Genomic DNA, 16,904 nt, shown 5'->3' with positions numbered 1-16,904 from the left:
GCCCTCACCCGCCGCCGCCGGCGACCGCTGCCACCGACGTCCGAAGAGACCGACGCCCGAAGGAGGTGCGGGTACGGCCGCCGTCCCCAGGGAGGCGCGCACGGCCCGACCAGCATGAGCGAACCACTTGCCACGGAGGCCGCGCACCGGCACTGCCGGTCGCTCGAGGACGCCCTCGGCCGGTTCCGCCGCGAGGGCCTGGACCAGGTCGCCCGGTGGGGTCACCACCTCGCCGCCGTCCTGCCTGTCGGCGGCCGTCTGCTGGCCGCCGGCAACGGCGGCAGCGCCGCCCAGGCCCAGCACCTGACCGCCGAACTGGTCGGCCGCTACCGCGACGAGCGCCCCGCCCACTCCGCCATCGCCCTGCACGCGGAGACCTCCAGCATCACGGCGATCGGCAACGACTACGGCTTCGAGCACGTCTACTCACGCCAGGTCGCCGCGCACGGCCGCCCCGGCGACGTCCTCCTGCTGCTCTCCACCTCGGGCCGCAGCGCCAACCTCACCCGCGCGGCGGAGACCGGACGGGCCGCCGGACTGCTGGTGTGGGCCATGACCGGCCCGCGTCCCAACCCCCTGGCGGACGTCGCCGACGACGCCCTGTGCATCGAGACGGACACCGCCGCCACCGTGCAGGAGGCCCACCTCGTCGCCGTACACCTGCTGTGCGAGTCCTTCGACGAGGCGACGGCCGCCCCCGTGCCGCCCGCGAAGACCCTGCGGCACGCGCCGGGCGCGGCCGCCCCCCAGGCCGCCGCCGCGCGCCGGAGGATGTCATGACCGGCCGGGGCCCGCTGGTCGTCGTCGGGGACGTGCTCCTCGACGAGGACATCGAAGGCGTCGCAGAGCGGCTGGCGCCCGACGCGCCCGCGCCCGTCGTCGACGTACGCGGGAAGCACCGCCGGCCCGGCGGCGCCGGGTTGGCCGCGGCGCTGGCAGCGCAGGACGGCCGCGAGGTGGTCCTCGTCACCGCCCTCGGCGAGGACCCGGCGAGCGAGGCGGTGCGCCGGGCCCTGAAGGGCCGCGTCCGGCTGGTCGAACTGCCGCTGCGGGGGACCCTGCCGGTCAAGACCCGCGTGCTGGCGAGCGGCCGGCCCCTCGTGCGGATCGACCGCGGCGGCGGCACACCCGGCAGCCCCGACGGCTCCGTGGGCGAGGTGCTGGCCGGGGCGGAGGCCGTCCTCGTCGCCGACTACGGCAGGCACACCGCCGACGCCGTACGCGAACAGCTGGCAGCGGCCGCCCACCGCACCCAGCTGGTCTGGGACCCGCACCCCCGGGGGGCGGCCCCGGTCCCCGGCGCCCGGATCGTCACCCCGAACGCCGCCGAGGTCCGCTCGCTCACCGGGGCTCCCGCCGACGACGTGCCCTCGCTGCGCGGCTTCGCCGAACGCGGCTCCGGGCTGGCGGACCGCTGGCTGGCGGCGACCGTCGCCGTCACCCTGAGCGAACGCGGGGTCCTGCTGACCCGGCCCGGCGGCGGTACCCCCATGCTCGTCCCCGCGCCCTACCGGGCGGAGGGCGACCCCTGCGGCGCGGGCGACTGCTTCGCCGCGGCCACCGCCACCGCCCTGGCCGACGGCGCCCTCCCCGAGGAGGCCGTGCAGCGCGGCGTGGCCCGCGCGGCGGCGTTCGTGGCGGCGGGCGGCGCCGGTAATCCCGAGCTGTGGCGGACGGCCTTCGCCGGCCGGACCCCGCCCGTGGCGCCGACGGACCCGTTCGCGCTCGTGGAGAGCGTCCGGGCGCGCGGCGGCACCGTGGTCGCCACGGGCGGCTGCTTCGACCTGCTGCACGCCGGGCACGTGGGTCTGCTCGAGAGCGCCCGGCGCATCGGCGACTGCCTGATCGTGTGCGTCAACTCCGACGCGTCGATCACCCGTCGCAAGGGGCCGGGGCGTCCGCTCAACCCCGTGGAGGACCGGGTGCGGGTGCTCGCCGGACTGGGCTGCGTCGACGCCGTCGCCGTCTTCGAGGAGGACACCCCGATCGCGCTGCTCAGCAGGCTCCGGCCGGATGTGTGGGTCAAGGGCGGCGACTACTCCGTGGAGGACCTGCCCGAGGCCGGCGTGGTCCGCGCCTGGGGCGGGCAGGCGGTCGTCCTGCCCTACCTCGACGGCCGCTCCACCACACTGCTCGCCCACCGCGCGGCCGAGTCGGCGAAGCCGGTCCGTACCCCGCCGCGCTGACCGGCCCCGCCGTACCGCGCCGGCGCCGGGCCGCGCGGCCCGGCGCGTAAGGAGACGAGATGAGCACCCGCACCGGCGAGAGCCCGAGCACTCCGAGGAACCCGCGCCCCGGGCCACGTCCCCGCGTCCTGGTGCTGCGCGCCCTCGGCCTCGGCGATCTGCTGGCCGCCGTACCCGCCCTGCGGGCCCTGCGGCGCGGACTGCCCGGGCACGACATCGTGCTGGCCGCGCCCGCCCGGCTGACGACGGCCGCCGCGGCGACGGGGCTGGTCGACCGGCTGCTGCCCGCGTCCGCGCCCGGCAGGGCCGTACCGGCGGAGCTGGCCTGGGACGGTCCTCCGCCCGACCTCGCGGTGGACCTGCACGGCAACGGCCCCGCCAGCCGCGGTCTGCTCGCCGCGCTGCGCCCCCGCGCGCTCTACGCGTACGGGCGGCCGGACGGCCCGGTGTGGCGGGACGACGAGCACGAGCGGGAGCGCTGGTGCCGGCTGCTCGCCGCACACGGCCTCCCGTCGGACCCCGAGGACCTGTCCGTGCCGCCGCCCGCGACCCGCTCACCCGCGCCGGGGGCCGTGGTCGTGCATCCCGGCGCCGACGCCGCGGCCCGCCGCTGGCCCATGGAGCGGTTCGCCGCCGTGGCGCGGGAGCTGCACCGGGAGGGGCACCGTGTCGTGGTGACGGCCGGGGCGGCGGAGGCCCGGCCGGCGGCGTCGGTGGCCGGCCGGGCCGGTCTGCCCGAGGGCGCGGTGTTCGGCGGGGCGGGCGGTGACATTCCGTTCGACGTGCTCATGGCACTGGTCGCGGAGGCCCGCTGCGTAGTGGTGGGGGACACCGGGCTCGCCCATCTGGCGACGGCCCTGGGCACCCCGTCCGTCACCCTGTTCGGCCCGGTGGCGCCCCGGCTCTGGGGCCCGCCCGTCCGGCCGCACCACCGGGTGCTGTGGCACCCCGACGCCGACGACCCGCCGCGCCCCGGTGACGCGCACGGCGACCGCCCCGACGAGCGGCTGCTGCGCATCACCGTCGCGGAGGTGCTCGACGCCGTACGCACCCTGCCGCTGCCCGGACCCGGACCCGGGCCACGGTCCGGTCAGGCGGCCGTGCTCAGACCGGGCTGACCCGTCAGCACCGGCTCCTCGGTCCGTACGACCACCGGCTTCGCGGTGACCCGGCGTTCCCGGAGCACGTAGCCCGCGCCGATCGCGCCCGCGATCAGCAGCCCGCCGGTCACCAGCGCGCCGCGCGCGCCGGCCAGCTCCATCAGGAGCCCGAGCGCCGGGGGACCCGCGAGGCCCCAGAGCGTACGGACACTGCCCCACACGCCCAGCACCCGGCCCCGCATGTGCGGCGGCGGATCCGTCTGCAGCACGGTGGTGCCCGCGGTGTCGGAGACCGACTCCACGAGGGCCATGGGCAGCACGATGACCAGCAGTATCGCGAGCGACGGCGAGAGACCCGCGACGATCTGCAGGACACCGCCCGCCGCCGCGAGGGCACCCACGAGCCGCACGGACGGCCTGCGCAGCCGCGCTCCGAGCACCGCGCCCAGGATGCCGCCGACGGCGAGCACGGTGGACACCGTGCCGAAGGCCCCGGCGCCGCCGGCCAGCGGCCCGACGACGAGCACGGCCAGCGTGAGCTGGTAGTTCCGTCCGAAGACGGCGCTGAGTCCGGTGATCCCGGCGAGCGCGACCAGCCGCGGCCTGCGCATGAAGTACCTCAGGCCCTCGCGCATGCTCATGTCCTCGCCCGGGTCCGCGGCGACGGCGGCCTTCGCCGCCCGGCCCTCCGAGCGGGCGCGGACCGCCCCGGCCACGGGGCGCAGGAAGGGGATGACGGCGGTCACGAAGAGGAAGGAGAACCCGTTGGCCGCGTAGGCGGCGGCCGTGCCGAGGAAGCCGACGGTCACACCGGCGAGCGCGGCGCCCGCCAGCCGGCCCGCGTTGTGCACCAGCGAGCCCACGCCGATCGCGGAGGGGACGTCCTCCGTCCTGACGAGGTCGTTTCCGAGCAGCGCGCACGCCGGGCCGTCGACGGTGGCGATGACACCCGTGACAGCGGCGAGCGCCATCAGGACACCCAGATTGAGCTGGTCCATCGCCACGAGGAACGCCGTCGTGAACGCCACGGCGCCGAGCAGCGCCTGGCTCACCGCGGCGGTGAGCTTGCGGGGCCAGCGGTCCACGGCGGCGCCACCGGCGAGGCTCATCAGCAGCCCGGGCGCGGCCTGCACGGACATCGACAGCCCGGTCGCGGCCGCCGACCCCGTGATCTGCAGCACCAGCAGGTTCTGCACGGTGAGCTGCATCCAAGTACCGGCGTTCGACACGAAGTTCGCGACGGACCACCAGCGCATGCTGCGGTACTTGAGGCAGCGCCACGGCGAACGGTCGCCCAGCAGGCGCCGCGCGGGACGGCCGGCAGGAGCCGGGGAGACGGACGGGGCGGAGGAAGGGGAGGAAGAAGAAGTCACGTGAACACTCGGGTGACGAGCCCCCGAGGGACCCATGTGGCGGAATGCGGCGGGAGCTCGGAACACCGGCCGCACTGCGCGGTGGCTCCGCCGGATCTTGACGGCGCCCCGCCTCGGAAGGCTGTCCCCCGCACGTCCGTTGACGGCGAAGGCGCTCCCCGGCAGGGCGCAGACCATCGTGGCAGACCGCTCCCGAGAAGCGGTTCGAGCGACCTCGCAGCCCGTGCCCGCGAGGGGGCGGAACCCTTGCGGGCACTGGGATCCGGCACTTCTGGTGTGCTTGCTCACAGGCCCTTCTCAGCGGCCGCGCGGGGCGTCGCGCGAGTGCCGGACACAGTTGCGCGCGTCACAGTGGAGTGGATGCGGTGCGGCGGGGTACCCACCGGAGCCGATGCCGTGTCAGCCGCCCACCGAGCGGCATCCGAACGTGCGCGGACGGAAGGCAGAACATTGAGCAGCGCAGTGCAGGTCGACCTTCAAGGCAGGCAGGCCCTGGTGACGGGCGGCGCGAGAGGTCTCGGCGCGGCGATCAGCCGCCGGCTGGCCGGCGCGGGAGCGAGCGTCCTGATCGCGGACGTGCGCAGGGACCTGGCGGAGGAACTGTGCGAGGACCTGGCCCGGCAGGGCGGCAAGGCGGAGTCGGTCGTGCTGGACGTACGGGACTCCGCCGCGGTCACGGACCTCTTCCGCGAGCTGGACGAGGACGGCGGCCGGGTCGACCTCCTCGTCAACAACGCGGCCGTCGACGTCTGCAAGCCGATCGAGCACCTGACGGCCGAGGAAGTGAGCCGGGTGATCACCACCAACCTGCTCGGCCCGATGTTCCTCTGCCTGGAGACCTACCGCCGCATGGTCGCGCGTGGCGGCGGTCACATCGTCAACATCCTCTCCACCGCGGCCAACCGCACCTGGACGGAGGCGGGACCCTACGCGGCGGGCAAGTCAGGGCTGCGCGCCTTCACCCACACCCTGTTCCAGGAGGCGCAGCGCGACTGTCCCGGGATCGGCGTCACCGGCATCATCGCCGGCGGCATGGCGACCCCCTTCATCCTCGACCGCTTCCCGGACGCGGACCTGACCCTGCTCCAGAGCCCCGACATCGTCGCCGACACCGTCCTGTACGCCCTGTCCGTCCCGGACACCAGCGCGGTCTCCGAGCTGGTCGTCGTGCCGCGCAAGGAGCCCTCATGGCCGTGACACCAGGAGCACCCGCCGCCTCCTCGCCGGACGGCGGCCGGCCCGTCGCCATCGTCACCGGCGCGGACTCCGGCATCGGACGGGCCACGGCGGTGCGGCTGGCCGCGGCGGGCATGGACGTCGGGATCACCTTCCACACCGACCAGGAAGGGGCGGAGGCGACGGCCGAGGAGGTACGCGGCCACGGCCGGCGCGCCGCCGTCGCCCGGATGGATCTCACGGACCTGCCGGCGGCCGCCGACGTGATCGACCGGCTCGCCGGCGAACTGGGCCGGGTGGACGTGCTCGTGAACAACGCCGGCACCGGCACGGCCACACCGTTCCTCGACCTGGACCTCGACACGGTCCGCCAGGTCGTCGACGTGGACCTCGTCGGCCCCTTCCTCTGCGGCCAGCGGGCCGCCCGCCGCATGATCGACCAGGGGGACGGGGGCAGGATCGTCAACGTCACCTCGGTCCACGAGCACCAGCCGAGGGTCGGCGCCGCCCCCTACTGCGCCGCCAAGGGCGGTCTCGGGCTGCTCACCCAGGTGATGGCCCTGGAGCTCGCCGAACACGGCATCACAGTCAACTCCGTCGCGCCCGGAGAGATCGCCACTCCCATGACCGGCCAGGAGGACACGGACGTCCACGCCGAGGAGCGCCCGGGTATCCCGCTGCGCCGTCCCGGCGACGCCCGGGAGGTCGCGGCGGTCGTCGCCTTCCTCGCGGGCGAGGACGCGGGATACGTCACCGGAGCGTCGTGGTCGGTCGACGGCGGGATGCTGCGGATGGGCCCCATGGCCGGCTCGCACCTCCAGGACGACTCCTGGCGCCGGCCCTGAGACGAGGGGCACGGGTGGGGTGACCATGAGGACCGCTCCCGCCCCCTCATGCGGGAGCGGCCCCCGTCGGTGGGTGCCGTGCCGTGGTGCTGTCGGCCGCGGCGGTGAAGGCCGTTCCCGTGCCGCGGCACGGGAACGGCTGTCAGTCGGGGAGGCCGCCCGCGACGGCGACGTTCCTGTACCAGAGGGCGCTCTGCTTGGGAGTGCGCTGCTGGGTCTCGAAGTCCACGCGCACGATGCCGAACCGCATCCCGTAGCCCTCCGCCCACTCGAAGTTGTCGAGCAGCGACCACAGGAAGTAGCCCCGGACGTCCGCGCCTTCCGCGATGGCCCGGTGCACCGCGCGCAGGTGGCCGTCGATGTAGGCGATCCGGTCCGCGTCGTCGATCCGGCCGTCGGCGTCGACGGTGTCGTCGAACGCGGCGCCGTTCTCGGTGATGTACATGGTCAGGCCGGGATGGTCCTGGCTGATCCGGACCAGCTGACGGCGCAGCCCGTCCGAGTCGATCTCCCAGCCGATGCCGGTCTTCGGCAGACCGCGCTCGATGAAGCGCACGTCCTCCGCGCCGGGCCAGGGGGAGGGGCCGGAGGGCTCGCCGCCGCCGGCCACCCGGTAGGACGTGTAGTAGTTGACGCCGAGGAAGTCGACCGGCGCCCCGATGATCTTCTCGTCCTCCGGCTCGATGTGGCCGGTGCCGCTCACCCGCTCGAAGTGCTCCCGCACGTCCGCCGGGTACGCGCCCTCCACGACGGGGTCGAGGAAGAGGCGGTTCTGGAGAAGGTCGATGCGGTGGGCGGCGTCCAGGTCGGCGCTGCTCTCGGTATCGGCGTCCACGGGATAGAAGTTGAGCGTGATGCCCACCTCGGCGTCGGGGGCCGCGGCGCGCAGCGCGGGCACGGCGAGGCCGTGGCCGAGCAGCAGGTGGTGGGCGGCGATCAGTGAACCGGCCGGGTCGACCGCGCCGGGCGCGTGGATGCCGTTGCCGTAACCGAGGAAAGCCGCGCACCACGGTTCGTTGAGTGTGCCCCAGAGCTTCACGCGGTCGCCGAGCGCCTCGCTCACCAGCTGCGCGTACTCGGCGAACCGGAACGCGGTGTCGCGGTTGCGCCAGCCGCCCTCGTCCTCCAGGGCCTGGGGGAGGTCCCAGTGGTAGAGCGTGAGGGCCGGCCGGATGTCCTTCTCCAGCAGGGAGTCGACCAGCCTGCTGTAGAAGTCCAGGCCCCGGACGTCGGCCCGGCCGCGTCCGTCCGGCTGGATACGCGGCCAGGCCACGGAGAACCGGTAACCGCCCATTCCCAGTTCGGACATCAGGGCGACGTCCTGCTCGTAGCGCGCGTAATGGTCGGCGGCCACGTCGCCGTTGTGGCCATTGGCCACCTTGCCCGGGGTGCGGGAGAACGTGTCCCAGATCGACGCTCCACGGCCGTCCTGGCCCACCGCGCCTTCGATCTGGTACGCGGACGTGGCCACTCCCCACAGGAATCCCGGCGGGAAGGCCGATGCGGCCGGCGGGCGCGTGAGCCCTGCGGGAACCGGATCGTTCTCTGCGGTCATCGTCATCCTCTGATCGGTCGATCGCCGGTGGCCGCGGGGCGCCCGCGGCCACCGGGAACTGGGTGGAGCTGCTTGAGAGCGCTCCCGCTCCGGCGACCGGCAGCTCTGCGGCGGGGCAGGCGAAAGACCAGAGCTGCTGTCAGCCGGAATGGGAGCGCTCCCATGAGATTCGGTCAGTCGACGCGGGTTGTCAAGAGTGCGGGGTTCTGCCGCGGTCATTGACACGGGCCGCGGGAGCCGCTTCATTGGTCCGCGGCGCCGCGTAGGTGGTGCCGACCCTCCTTTTCGTGTCCGGCCGTGAAGGTCCGGGCTCCGGTGAGGGTTGCGGCGCTCGTGTGGGAGCGCTCCCGTTCATGTCCCTCCGGTCGCCCTGACACGGCCGACGGGGGCCTCTTGATGGGAGCGCTCCCGCACCTTCGCCGCGAGAGCCGCCGTGAACCACCCGCACGCGTTCGCTTCCGCCCCCCACCCAGGAGGCCCGTACGATGCCCCGTGCCCCGCACCCGCGACCACGACGCCTCAGCCGTCCCGCCGCGGCAGCCGCCCTTGCGGCCGCGCTCACCGCCACCCTTTTCACGCCGGCCTCCGGGATCGCGGCCGAGGCCGCGGCCCCCGCGGCGACCGCCGGCAGCGACCCGAGTCCCGTCCGCGTCAACCAGGTCGGCTACCTCACCGCGGCCGACAAGATCGCCACCGTCGTGGCCGCCTCGACCTCGCCGCTCTCCTGGCAACTGCGGGGCGCCGGGGACAACGCCGTCGTCGCCTCCGGCACCACCCGGGTGCACGGCAGCGACCCGGCCTCCGGCGACCATGTGCACCAGGCGGACTTCTCCTCGGTCACCCGCCCCGGCGACTACCGTCTCAGCGTCGACGGCGCCGGCTCCAGCGTGGCCTTCACCATCCAGGACAAGGCGCTCTATCCCCAGCTCGGCCGCGAGGCCATGCAGTACTTCTACTTCCACCGCATGGGCACCCCGGTCGAAGGCCAGTACCTCCAGCACAGCGCCCACGCCCACGCCGCACTTCATCCCGGCGACAGCTCCGTGCCCTGCTACAACAACTGGTGCGGCGGCGAGCGGCTGAACGCGGCCGGCTCCTGGGCCGACGCGGGCGACTTCGGCATCTACCCCGTCAACCACGCCATCTCCGCCTGGACCCTGCTCAACCTCTACGAGCGTGACCCCGAGGCCTACGGCGACGGCAGCCTGCCCGTCCCCGAGCGCGGGAACGGCCGCCCCGACATCCTCGACGAGGTCGAGTACGGCTCACGCTTCATGTCCGGGATGCTGCCCTCCACGGGTCTCGCGTCCCACAAGGTGCACAACCACACCTGGAGCGCCTTCCCCGTCACCGACGTCGGCGCGGAGAACGCCCTCGCCCGCTCCGCCATGCCGCCCTCCACCAACGCCACCTACGCGGTGGCCCGCACGAACGCCCAACTCGCCCGCGTACTGCGGCGGTACGACCCCGCCCGCGCGGACGCCCTCTGGGCGAGCGCCAGGACCGCCTGGCAGCGCGCGGAGGCCATGCCCGACGTCGACTACGCGGTCGACTCGGACGCGGAGGGCGGCGGCGACTACCCCGACACCAAGAACAGCGACGACCGGTACGCCGCGGCGGCCGAGCTCTATCTGACCGCCCACCAGCGCGCCGACGGCTCGGCCGCCGGCTACCGCTCCGCCGTCACCGGATCACCCCACTACGGCCAGGTCGCCCAGTTCGACTGGGCGGAGGTCGCCACCGCGGGAACGCTCTCCCTGCTGACCGTCGCTGCCGATCTGCCCGCCGCCGACATCGCCAGGATGCGCGGCAGCCTGACGGCCTTCGCCGACTCCGTCGTCACCACGCTGGACGGCGAGGGCTACCCGGCCCTCATCCCCGGCTCCACGAAGTACCCCTGGGGCTCCAACTCCTTCATCGCCAACCGGATGCTGCTCCTCGGCACCGCCCACGACCTGACCGACGACGTCCGGTACCTGAAGGCCATGCACCGTGCCATGGACTACCTGATGGGCAACAACGCCATGCGCCTGTCCTACATCACGGGCTACGGGGAGTACGCGGAGAGCGATCTGCACGACCGGCTCGCCTGGGGCGCGTACCCGGGCACTCCCTACCCGAAGGGCTGGCTGTCCGGCGGACCCAACAACGAGAACATCAACGACCCGGCGACGCCCACCGGGATGCCGGCCGCGAAGTCCTACGCCGGTCCGGACACCGCACCGGACGCCTGGGGCTCCAAGGAGAACACCATCAACTGGAACGCGCCGCTGGCCTGGACGGCGACGTACCTCGACCGCACGGCGGACCGGCTGTCGGGCGGCCCGGGCCCGCAGCCCGGGGAGTCCCTGCTCTCCCAGGGCCGTCCCGCGTGGGCGTCCTCCTCGGAGAACAGCGGGCTCACGCCCGAGCACGCCGTCGACGGCCGCGACGACACCCGCTGGAGCAGCGCCTTCCGGGACCACCAGTGGATCACGGTCGACCTCGGGTCGTCCCGGACCCTCTCGCGCCTGACGCTCAAGTGGGAGGCGGCGTACGCCAGATCCTTCACGGTCCAGGTGTCGGACGACCCGGGCTTCGGCACCGCCAGGGAGCTGTACGCGACGACCTCGTCGACGGGCGGCACACAGCAGCTCGCCGTCACGGGTCAGGGGCGGTACGTCAGGCTGCTGGGCCGGGTCCGGGCCACGCCGTACGGCATCTCGCTCCACGAGTTCCAGGTGTACGGCCGCTGAGGGACACCCGTGCCCGGCCGTGACGTCGGCCCGGCCCGGCCGGGAAGCCCGGGGGCCGTCGCGCAGCGTGTGCGCGGCGGCCCCCGGGCGCCGGCGTCAGCGCCCGGGGGTCCTGGCCGGGCACCGGCCGCGACGGGCCTGCGGCCGTGGGACGTGCGGCGCAGGTCGCTCACCCAGGCGTCGGGGTTCGCTCGCCTCCCGGCGGGCGTCACTCGGCGACAGGACGGGTTCGTCGGCGGTAGTAGGTGAGGGCGAGGGTGATCATGATGGGTCCCCATACGGCGGTAGGGGCGAGACACACACTCGCGAGCGTCTCCCAGGCGTCGTTGGTGTAGTCGACGGTGTCGACGATGCCGAGCAGGGTGAGACTGCGACCGTCACCGATCGGAACATTGGTGAACAGGAGTGTCAGGATCAGGCCGCCGAGGGCGGCGGGGACGACGGCCGCCATCGGCCGGATGCGTCTGCCGCCGATGACCGGAATCCAGGCGGGCGCCACCTCTCCCCATCCCCGGACCAGCCCGATGCCCAAGATCGCGATCACTTCCGAGAGCACGCTGAGCCCGAGCACGTACGGGATGCTCACCCAATAGGGCGGCATACCGTGCTCCTGGACCTGCCCCATCTCGAAGTGGAAGGCGAAGGGCAGCCGCCACAGGCACGACGGCAGCAGAAGCAGCGGAAGCGCGTAGGCCAGGCGCATCGCCCAGCGTGGAACCGGCCGCTCGGTGTCACTGACGGGCGGCGGCACGTGAAGGATCTTCGGCGTCATGGCTCCACCCTCTTGGAGCGGGCGCAACGAGGAATCACCCTTGCGGACCCAAACCAGTACCCCCATGGGGGAGGTGCGGCCTGGCGGCCTACTCCGCGGAGGCTAGGCCGCTCAGTCAGGCCGCTCAGTCCCGCGAGGACACCGTCATGGACGTGATCGGCCACGGAGCCCTGCCCGCCCATGCCGTCGATCGCCACGACGGGCTCGATGTGCTCGACGAACGTGCCGAAGCTCGTGGGCCCGACCTCTTTGGGGCCAGGACTCCGGGTCCGTCAGGCGGTGTCCCGGCGCACCAGCTCGGTGCGCACCACCACGTTCCGCCAGGCCGCGCCGGGGGCGGCCATCTGGTCGAGGAGGACGCCGACCATGGTGCGGCCCATCTCCTCGACCGGCTGCCGGACGGTGGTCAGCTGGGGGTCGGTGTGCTGGGCGAGGGGGGAGTCGTCGAAGCCGATGACGGCGACGTCGTCGGGCACCCGGCGCCCCGCGGCGCGCAGAGTGTGCAAGGCACCGGCGGCCATCACGTCGGAGGCGGCGAACACGGCGTCGAGGTCAGGGTGGAGCCGCAGCAGCTCCGCCATGGCGTGGCGGCCGCTCTCCTCGGTGAAGTCGCCCGCGGCCACCCAGGAAGGGTCGAAGTCCTCGCACGCCCCGCGGACCGCCTCCTCGTAACCACGCAGCCGGCACTGGGCCACGTACATGTCCGCGCGGCCCGTGATGGTGACGATCTTGCGGCGGCCGGTGGAGGCCAGGTGGCGCACGGCGGTCCGGGCCCCTCCGGCGTTGTCGGAGTCGACGTAGGAGACCGTCTCGTCGCTGCTGCGGCGGCCGCCGAGGACGGTCGGCATGTCCATCTCGGAGAGCAGGTCCGGCAGGGGGTCGTCGCGGTGCACGGAGACCAGGAGGACGCCGTCGATCCGGCGGGCCTTCGCGTACTGGAGGAACCGGCCGCGTTCACGCTCCGTGCGCACCAGGGTCAGCAGCAGTTGGAGCTCCGTGTCCGCGAGGCCCATCCCCACGCCGTGGATGATCTCGGAGAAGTAGGGCTCGGTGAAGAACCGCTTCTCGGTCTCCGGGACGACCAGGGCGACGGCGTCGGTCCGGCTGCCGGCGAGGGCGCGGGCGGCGTGGTTCGGGATGTATCCCAGCTCGGCGATGGCCTGCTCCACGGCGTGCCGGGTCGAGTCGCGGACACCGGGCGACTTGTTGATCACTCGGGAGACGGTGCCCCGCCCGACGCCGGCCAGGGCGGCGACCTGCTCGAGTGTGGGCTGGCCGAAACGGCCCCGTGCTGCCATGCGTGACCTCCGGAGGGGGATGGTGCGGTATCCGTCGATTCTCCCTGGAGACCATGGTGACAGAGAGTTCGGGAGCGCTCCCATTATTGATCCATCCGCTCCGGCTTGTCGAGGAGCGGCGGACGGAGGTGGCCGACCGGGTGGCAACTGCCGTGAGGAGGCGCCCTTTTGGAGCGAATGATGGTCTTTGGCCGCGCTGAAAGGGGGAGATTCTCACGCCGGTGACATCTCGGAGCAATAAAGCTCTGCTGCCCGACCTTGACACAGGGTGTCGTCGCCGCGAAGCTTTCGAACCAAGCAGTAGTGGGAGCGCTCCCACTTGCCGCCCGCTCGGGCCTGCCCTGCACCGCTTCCTCACTTCCCCTCTTGTGACCGGTCCTGTTCGCCGTCAGCCCCACTCTGTCGCTCTGGGCCCGCCACCAGCCGAAAACAGTCGTAGGAGCCTCGAATGCGCATAACTTCCGGTGACGTCCCGCGCAGACGCCGCGCAGTCACCCTCACCACCGCGGGTCTGCTGTCCCTCGGCCTTCTCGTGACCGGATGCGGCGGCTCCGGCGGCGAAGAGGGCGACGACGGTTCGGGCGGCGGGACGATCACCCTCCGGGTGGGCACCTTCGGGTCGTTCGGGTTCGACAACAAGACCGGCGCCAAGCTCTACGCCGAGTACGAGAAGCTGAACCCCGGCATCAAGATCGAAGAGACGAACGTCGCCGACGGCCAGAAGTACTGGGACGCGATGAAGCTGCGGCTCTCGCAGGGCAGCGGACTCGCCGACATCCAGGCGATCGAGGTCGGTTACATCGCGGAGGCCACCGGCGAGGCGATGGCCGGCAAGTTCGTCGACCTGGGCAAGACCGAGGGCGTCGACACCTCGAAGTTCCTCGACTGGAAGGTCAAGCAGGCCACCGCGCCGAGCGGCGCGACCATCGCGCTCGGCACGGACATCGGCCCGATGGGCATCTGCTACCGCAAGGACCTCTTCCAGAAGGCGGGGCTGCCCACCGACCGTGAAGAGGTCGGCAAGCTGTGGGCGGGCGACTGGGCCAAGTTCCTCGAGCAGGGCGAGAAGTACAAGGCCAAGGCCCCGGCCGGGACCGCGTTCCACGACTCGGCGAGCGGGCTGTTCAACGCCGTCGTCTCCAGCCAGCCGGACCAGTACTCCGGAGAGGACGGCAAGCTGCGCTGGGAGAGCAGCCTCGGCGTGATGAAGGCCTGGGACACCGCCGTCAAGGCCGCCCAGGACGGACTCACCGCCAAGCTGCGGCAGTTCGACGAGAAGGGCACCTGGAACGCCGCCTTCAAGAACTCCAAGTTCGCCACCGTCGCCTGTCCTTCCTGGATGACCGGCATCATCAAGGACCAGGCCGGCCCCGCCAACAAGGGCAAGTGGGACATCGCGCAGGCGCCCGTCCCGGCGAACTGGGGCGGCTCCTTCCTCGCCGTGCCCAAGGCGGGCAAGCACACCGCCGAGGCCGCGAAGCTCGCCGCCTGGCTCACCGCGCCCGAGCAGCAGGCCAAGGTCTTCGCCGTGAACGGCAACATCCCCTCGACCACCGAGGGCCTGAAGTCCGAGGCCGTGCAGAACGCCCAGCCGGAGTACTTCCCCGGTGTCCCGGTCGGCAAGATCTACTCCGAGGCCGCCCAGCAGATCAAGCCCGCCCCGATCGGCCGCTGGGACGGACAGGTGAAGACCTTCCTGACGGACAACGGAATCCTCGACATCGAGACGCGCGGCACCTCGCCCGAGAAGGCCTGGAACAACGTGAAGAAGCTGGTCGACGACAAGATCGACCAGTAGTCGCCGCCTTCCGCCGGCTGCCCTTCGCGGCAGCCGGCGGCCCCTTCGCGGGTGCCGTCGAAGCCATCCGCCGTTCCGTCACCACTCACCAGGGAAAGGGCGCCTGATGGCCACCTCCCTCCAGCCCGACAAGGGCGCCTCTGTGACTGCCGCCCCCTCCGGCGCGCCCAGGGCCCCCAAGCACCGGGACCCGTCCGGCTGGCGCAGCCGCCTGTACCGCATCGACCTCAAGGCGACCCCGTACGTCTATGTAGCGCCGTTCTTCCTCGTCTTCGCCGCCTTCGGTCTCTTCCCGCTCATCTACACCGGCTGGCTGTCGCTGCAGAAGGTGGAGCTGGGCGGCGAGGCCGAATGGCGGGGCCTGGACAACTACACCAGGCTCGTGGAGAGCGACTTCTTCTGGAACGCCCTGGCGAACACGTTCACCATCGGTGTGATCTCCACCGTGCCGCAGCTGCTGATGGCGCTCGGCCTGGCGCACCTGCTCAACTACCGCATCCGCGGCCGCGGTTTCTACCGCGTGGCGATCCTCGCCCCGTACGCCACCTCGATCGCGGCCGCCGCGCTCGTCTTCGCGCAGCTGTTCAACACCGACTACGGGATGATCAACCAGCTGCTCGGTTACGTGGGCATCGACCCGGTCCACTGGGAGACCGAGAAGTGGCCCGCCCAGATCGCCATCTCGACGATCGTCACCTGGCGCTGGACCGGCTACAACGCGCTCATCTACCTGGCCGCGATGCAGGCCGTGCCGAACGACCTCTACGAAGCGGCCGCACTCGACGGGGCGTCCCGCTTCCGGCAGTTCATCAGCATCACGATCCCCTCGATCAGGCCGACGATCCTGTTCACCATCGTCGTCTCCACCATCGGCGCCACCCAGCTGTTCGGTGAGCCGCTGATCTTCGGTGGCAGCCTCGGCATCGGCGGCGGCAGCGGCAACCAGTACCAGACGCTGAGCCTGCTGATGTACGAGAAGGGCTGGGTCACCGGAGCACTCGGTCAGGCGTCCGCCATCGCCTGGGTGATGCTGCTCCTGCTGCTGGCCATCGGACTGATCCAGCGCCTGCTCAGCCGGTCGAGCGAGAAGAAGAAGAAGAACGGAGCGGCACGCTCATGAGCCATGTGCTGAACAGGACCGCGGCGCCCGCCGCGCCCACCACGACCGGGGGCCGCAGGCGGCGGCTCGGCCAGAAGGCCGGCCGGCAGCACCACGGTGGTCCGCTGACATACGCGCTGCTGGTCTTCGCCGCGGTCGTCTCCCTCTTCCCGCTGTACTGGAACCTGGTCGCCGCCTCCCACACCGGCGAGCGCGTCGTGCAGGCCCCGAGCCCGCTGCTGCCGGGCAAGGAACTGTTCAACAACCTCTCCATCGCCTGGAACCAGGTGGACATGGGAGAGGCCCTGATCAACACGACCATCGTCGCGGCCGCGGTCGCGACGAGCACGGTGCTCTTCGCGACGCTCGCCGGGTTCGCCTTCGCCAAGCTGCGGTTCAAGGGGCGCAACGTGCTCCTGGCGATCGTGGTGGCGACGATGACGGTGCCGCCGCAGCTCAGCGTCATCCCGCTCTACCAGCTGATCACCGAGTTCGGCTGGGTCAACCAGCTCCAGTCGGTGATCCTGCCCAGCCTGGTCGCCGCCTTCGGTGTGTTCTTCATGCGGCAGTACCTGCTCGAGGCGCTGCCGGTGGAGCTGATCGAGGCGGCCAGGATGGACGGCGCGCACAGCCTGCGCATCATCTGGCACGTCGTCTTCCCCATCGCCCGGCCGGCGATGGCGGTCCTCGGCATGCTGATATTCGTGCAGGCGTGGAACGACTTCTTCTGGCCGTTCATCGCCCTCACACCGGACGGCGCCCCCACCCTCCAGGTGGCTCTCGCCGGGCTCGGGTCAGGCAACCACACCGTCAACCACGCGATCGTGCTGACCGGCGCGTTCATCGCCACCGTGCCGCTGCTGCTGGTGTTCGCCCTCCTCGGCAAGCACATCGTCGGCGGCATCACCTCGGGGGCCGTCAAGAGCTGACACGCAGGGGAGCCGGGGCCTGTGGGGCGCGTGGGGCG

The 16,904-nt window shown here is 72.5% G+C and carries 13 protein-coding genes; 9 read left to right on the top strand and 4 right to left on the bottom strand.

From position 1 onward, the window contains the following. Positions 1 to 114: 114 nt before the first annotated feature. From SPRI_RS09215 to SPRI_RS09205, 3 genes are read left to right on the top strand one after another with little or no spacing between them, the layout of a single operon-like run. Complete coding sequence (locus SPRI_RS09215; RefSeq protein ID WP_053556840.1) at positions 115 to 780, top strand: D-sedoheptulose-7-phosphate isomerase; 666 nt, start codon at positions 115 to 117, stop codon at positions 778 to 780. Beyond that, complete coding sequence (gene rfaE2, locus SPRI_RS09210) at positions 777 to 2,186, top strand: D-glycero-beta-D-manno-heptose 1-phosphate adenylyltransferase (RefSeq protein ID WP_053556839.1); 1,410 nt, start codon at positions 777 to 779, stop codon at positions 2,184 to 2,186. Before SPRI_RS09215 ends, rfaE2 begins: the two co-directional genes overlap by 4 nt. A 59-nt stretch (positions 2,187 to 2,245) precedes the next feature. Beyond that, positions 2,246 to 3,304 carry a glycosyltransferase family 9 protein gene (locus SPRI_RS09205; RefSeq protein WP_053556838.1) on the top strand — a complete coding sequence of 353 codons (1,059 nt, stop codon included), beginning with the start codon at positions 2,246 to 2,248 and terminating at the stop codon, positions 3,302 to 3,304. Here SPRI_RS09205 and SPRI_RS09200 read toward each other — a convergent pair. After that, positions 3,277 to 4,542: an MFS transporter gene (locus SPRI_RS09200; protein WP_238996280.1), complete on the bottom strand. Its 1,266-nt coding sequence runs from the start codon at positions 4,540 to 4,542 to the stop codon at positions 3,277 to 3,279. The two genes, SPRI_RS09205 and SPRI_RS09200, sit on opposite strands and share 28 nt — an antisense overlap. Positions 4,543 to 5,109: 567 nt before the next feature. On the opposite strand from SPRI_RS09200, the gene SPRI_RS09195 reads away from it, so the two are divergent. Together SPRI_RS09195 and SPRI_RS09190 are read left to right on the top strand one after the other, a co-directional pair. Further along, on the top strand, positions 5,110 to 5,856 hold the full coding sequence (locus tag SPRI_RS09195; protein ID WP_037773530.1) for an SDR family oxidoreductase: 747 nt from the start codon (positions 5,110 to 5,112) through the stop codon (positions 5,854 to 5,856). Continuing rightward, on the top strand, positions 5,847 to 6,680 hold the full coding sequence (locus SPRI_RS09190; protein ID WP_050791453.1) for an SDR family oxidoreductase: 834 nt from the start codon (positions 5,847 to 5,849) through the stop codon (positions 6,678 to 6,680). The genes SPRI_RS09195 and SPRI_RS09190 overlap by 10 nt, the downstream gene beginning before the upstream one ends. 142 nt (positions 6,681 to 6,822) lie before the next feature. Here SPRI_RS09190 and SPRI_RS09185 read toward each other — a convergent pair whose 3' ends face one another. Next, positions 6,823 to 8,235, bottom strand: coding sequence for a GH1 family beta-glucosidase (locus SPRI_RS09185; RefSeq protein ID WP_037773528.1), 1,413 nt, complete (start codon positions 8,233 to 8,235; stop codon positions 6,823 to 6,825). A gap of 485 nt (positions 8,236 to 8,720) precedes the next feature. Between SPRI_RS09185 and SPRI_RS09180 the strand changes: the two genes are divergently transcribed. Beyond that, on the top strand, positions 8,721 to 10,970 hold the full coding sequence (locus tag SPRI_RS09180) for a glycoside hydrolase family 9 protein (RefSeq protein ID WP_005310660.1): 2,250 nt from the start codon (positions 8,721 to 8,723) through the stop codon (positions 10,968 to 10,970). Between the two features lie 208 nt (positions 10,971 to 11,178). Here the strand turns inward: SPRI_RS09180 and SPRI_RS09175 are convergent, their stop codons facing one another. Both SPRI_RS09175 and SPRI_RS09170 read right to left on the bottom strand, forming a co-directional pair. Then, a complete protein-coding gene (locus SPRI_RS09175) occupies positions 11,179 to 11,742 on the bottom strand; it encodes a hypothetical protein (RefSeq protein WP_037773526.1) in 564 nt (187 codons plus the stop codon). A 272-nt stretch (positions 11,743 to 12,014) separates the two neighbouring features. Then, complete coding sequence (locus tag SPRI_RS09170) at positions 12,015 to 13,040, bottom strand: LacI family DNA-binding transcriptional regulator (RefSeq protein ID WP_005310656.1); 1,026 nt, start codon at positions 13,038 to 13,040, stop codon at positions 12,015 to 12,017. Positions 13,041 to 13,488: 448 nt separating this feature from the next. Here SPRI_RS09170 and SPRI_RS09165 point away from each other — a divergent pair, with 448 nt between their 5' ends. From SPRI_RS09165 to SPRI_RS09155, 3 genes are all read left to right on the top strand, one after another. Continuing rightward, a complete protein-coding gene (locus tag SPRI_RS09165) occupies positions 13,489 to 14,838 on the top strand; it encodes an ABC transporter substrate-binding protein (protein WP_005310654.1) in 1,350 nt (449 codons plus the stop codon). A 106-nt stretch (positions 14,839 to 14,944) separates the two neighbouring features. Beyond that, a complete protein-coding gene (locus tag SPRI_RS09160; RefSeq protein WP_005310653.1) occupies positions 14,945 to 15,958 on the top strand; it encodes a carbohydrate ABC transporter permease in 1,014 nt (337 codons plus the stop codon). Then, entirely contained in the window at positions 15,955 to 16,866 is a 912-nt protein-coding gene (locus SPRI_RS09155; RefSeq protein WP_005310651.1) for a carbohydrate ABC transporter permease, read from the top strand. The genes SPRI_RS09160 and SPRI_RS09155 overlap by 4 nt, the downstream gene beginning before the upstream one ends. Positions 16,867 to 16,904 lie beyond the last annotated feature (38 nt).

The sequence above is a fragment of the Streptomyces pristinaespiralis genome (genome assembly GCF_001278075.1).
Taxonomy (GTDB): Bacteria; Actinomycetota; Actinomycetes; order Streptomycetales; family Streptomycetaceae; genus Streptomyces; species Streptomyces pristinaespiralis.
This window is presented reverse-complemented; position numbering and strand designations above follow the sequence as displayed.

Excerpts from the sequence above, each read along its gene's own strand:
- SPRI_RS09215 (WP_053556840.1), top strand. The coding sequence starts at position 115 with ATGAGCGAACCACTTGCCACGGAGGCCGCGCACCGGCACTGCCGGTCG.
- rfaE2 (WP_053556839.1), top strand. The coding sequence starts at position 777 with ATGACCGGCCGGGGCCCGCTGGTCGTCGTCGGGGACGTGCTCCTCGAC.
- SPRI_RS09205 (WP_053556838.1), top strand. The coding sequence starts at position 2,246 with ATGAGCACCCGCACCGGCGAGAGCCCGAGCACTCCGAGGAACCCGCGC.
- SPRI_RS09200 (WP_238996280.1), bottom strand. The coding sequence starts at position 4,542 with ATGCGCTGGTGGTCCGTCGCGAACTTCGTGTCGAACGCCGGTACTTGG.
- SPRI_RS09190 (WP_050791453.1), top strand. The coding sequence starts at position 5,847 with ATGGCCGTGACACCAGGAGCACCCGCCGCCTCCTCGCCGGACGGCGGC.
- SPRI_RS09185 (WP_037773528.1), bottom strand. The coding sequence starts at position 8,235 with ATGACCGCAGAGAACGATCCGGTTCCCGCAGGGCTCACGCGCCCGCCG.
- SPRI_RS09180 (WP_005310660.1), top strand. The coding sequence starts at position 8,721 with ATGCCCCGTGCCCCGCACCCGCGACCACGACGCCTCAGCCGTCCCGCC.
- SPRI_RS09175 (WP_037773526.1), bottom strand. The coding sequence starts at position 11,742 with ATGACGCCGAAGATCCTTCACGTGCCGCCGCCCGTCAGTGACACCGAG.
- SPRI_RS09170 (WP_005310656.1), bottom strand. The coding sequence starts at position 13,040 with ATGGCAGCACGGGGCCGTTTCGGCCAGCCCACACTCGAGCAGGTCGCC.
- SPRI_RS09165 (WP_005310654.1), top strand. The coding sequence starts at position 13,489 with ATGCGCATAACTTCCGGTGACGTCCCGCGCAGACGCCGCGCAGTCACC.
- SPRI_RS09160 (WP_005310653.1), top strand. The coding sequence starts at position 14,945 with ATGGCCACCTCCCTCCAGCCCGACAAGGGCGCCTCTGTGACTGCCGCC.
- SPRI_RS09155 (WP_005310651.1), top strand. The coding sequence starts at position 15,955 with ATGAGCCATGTGCTGAACAGGACCGCGGCGCCCGCCGCGCCCACCACG.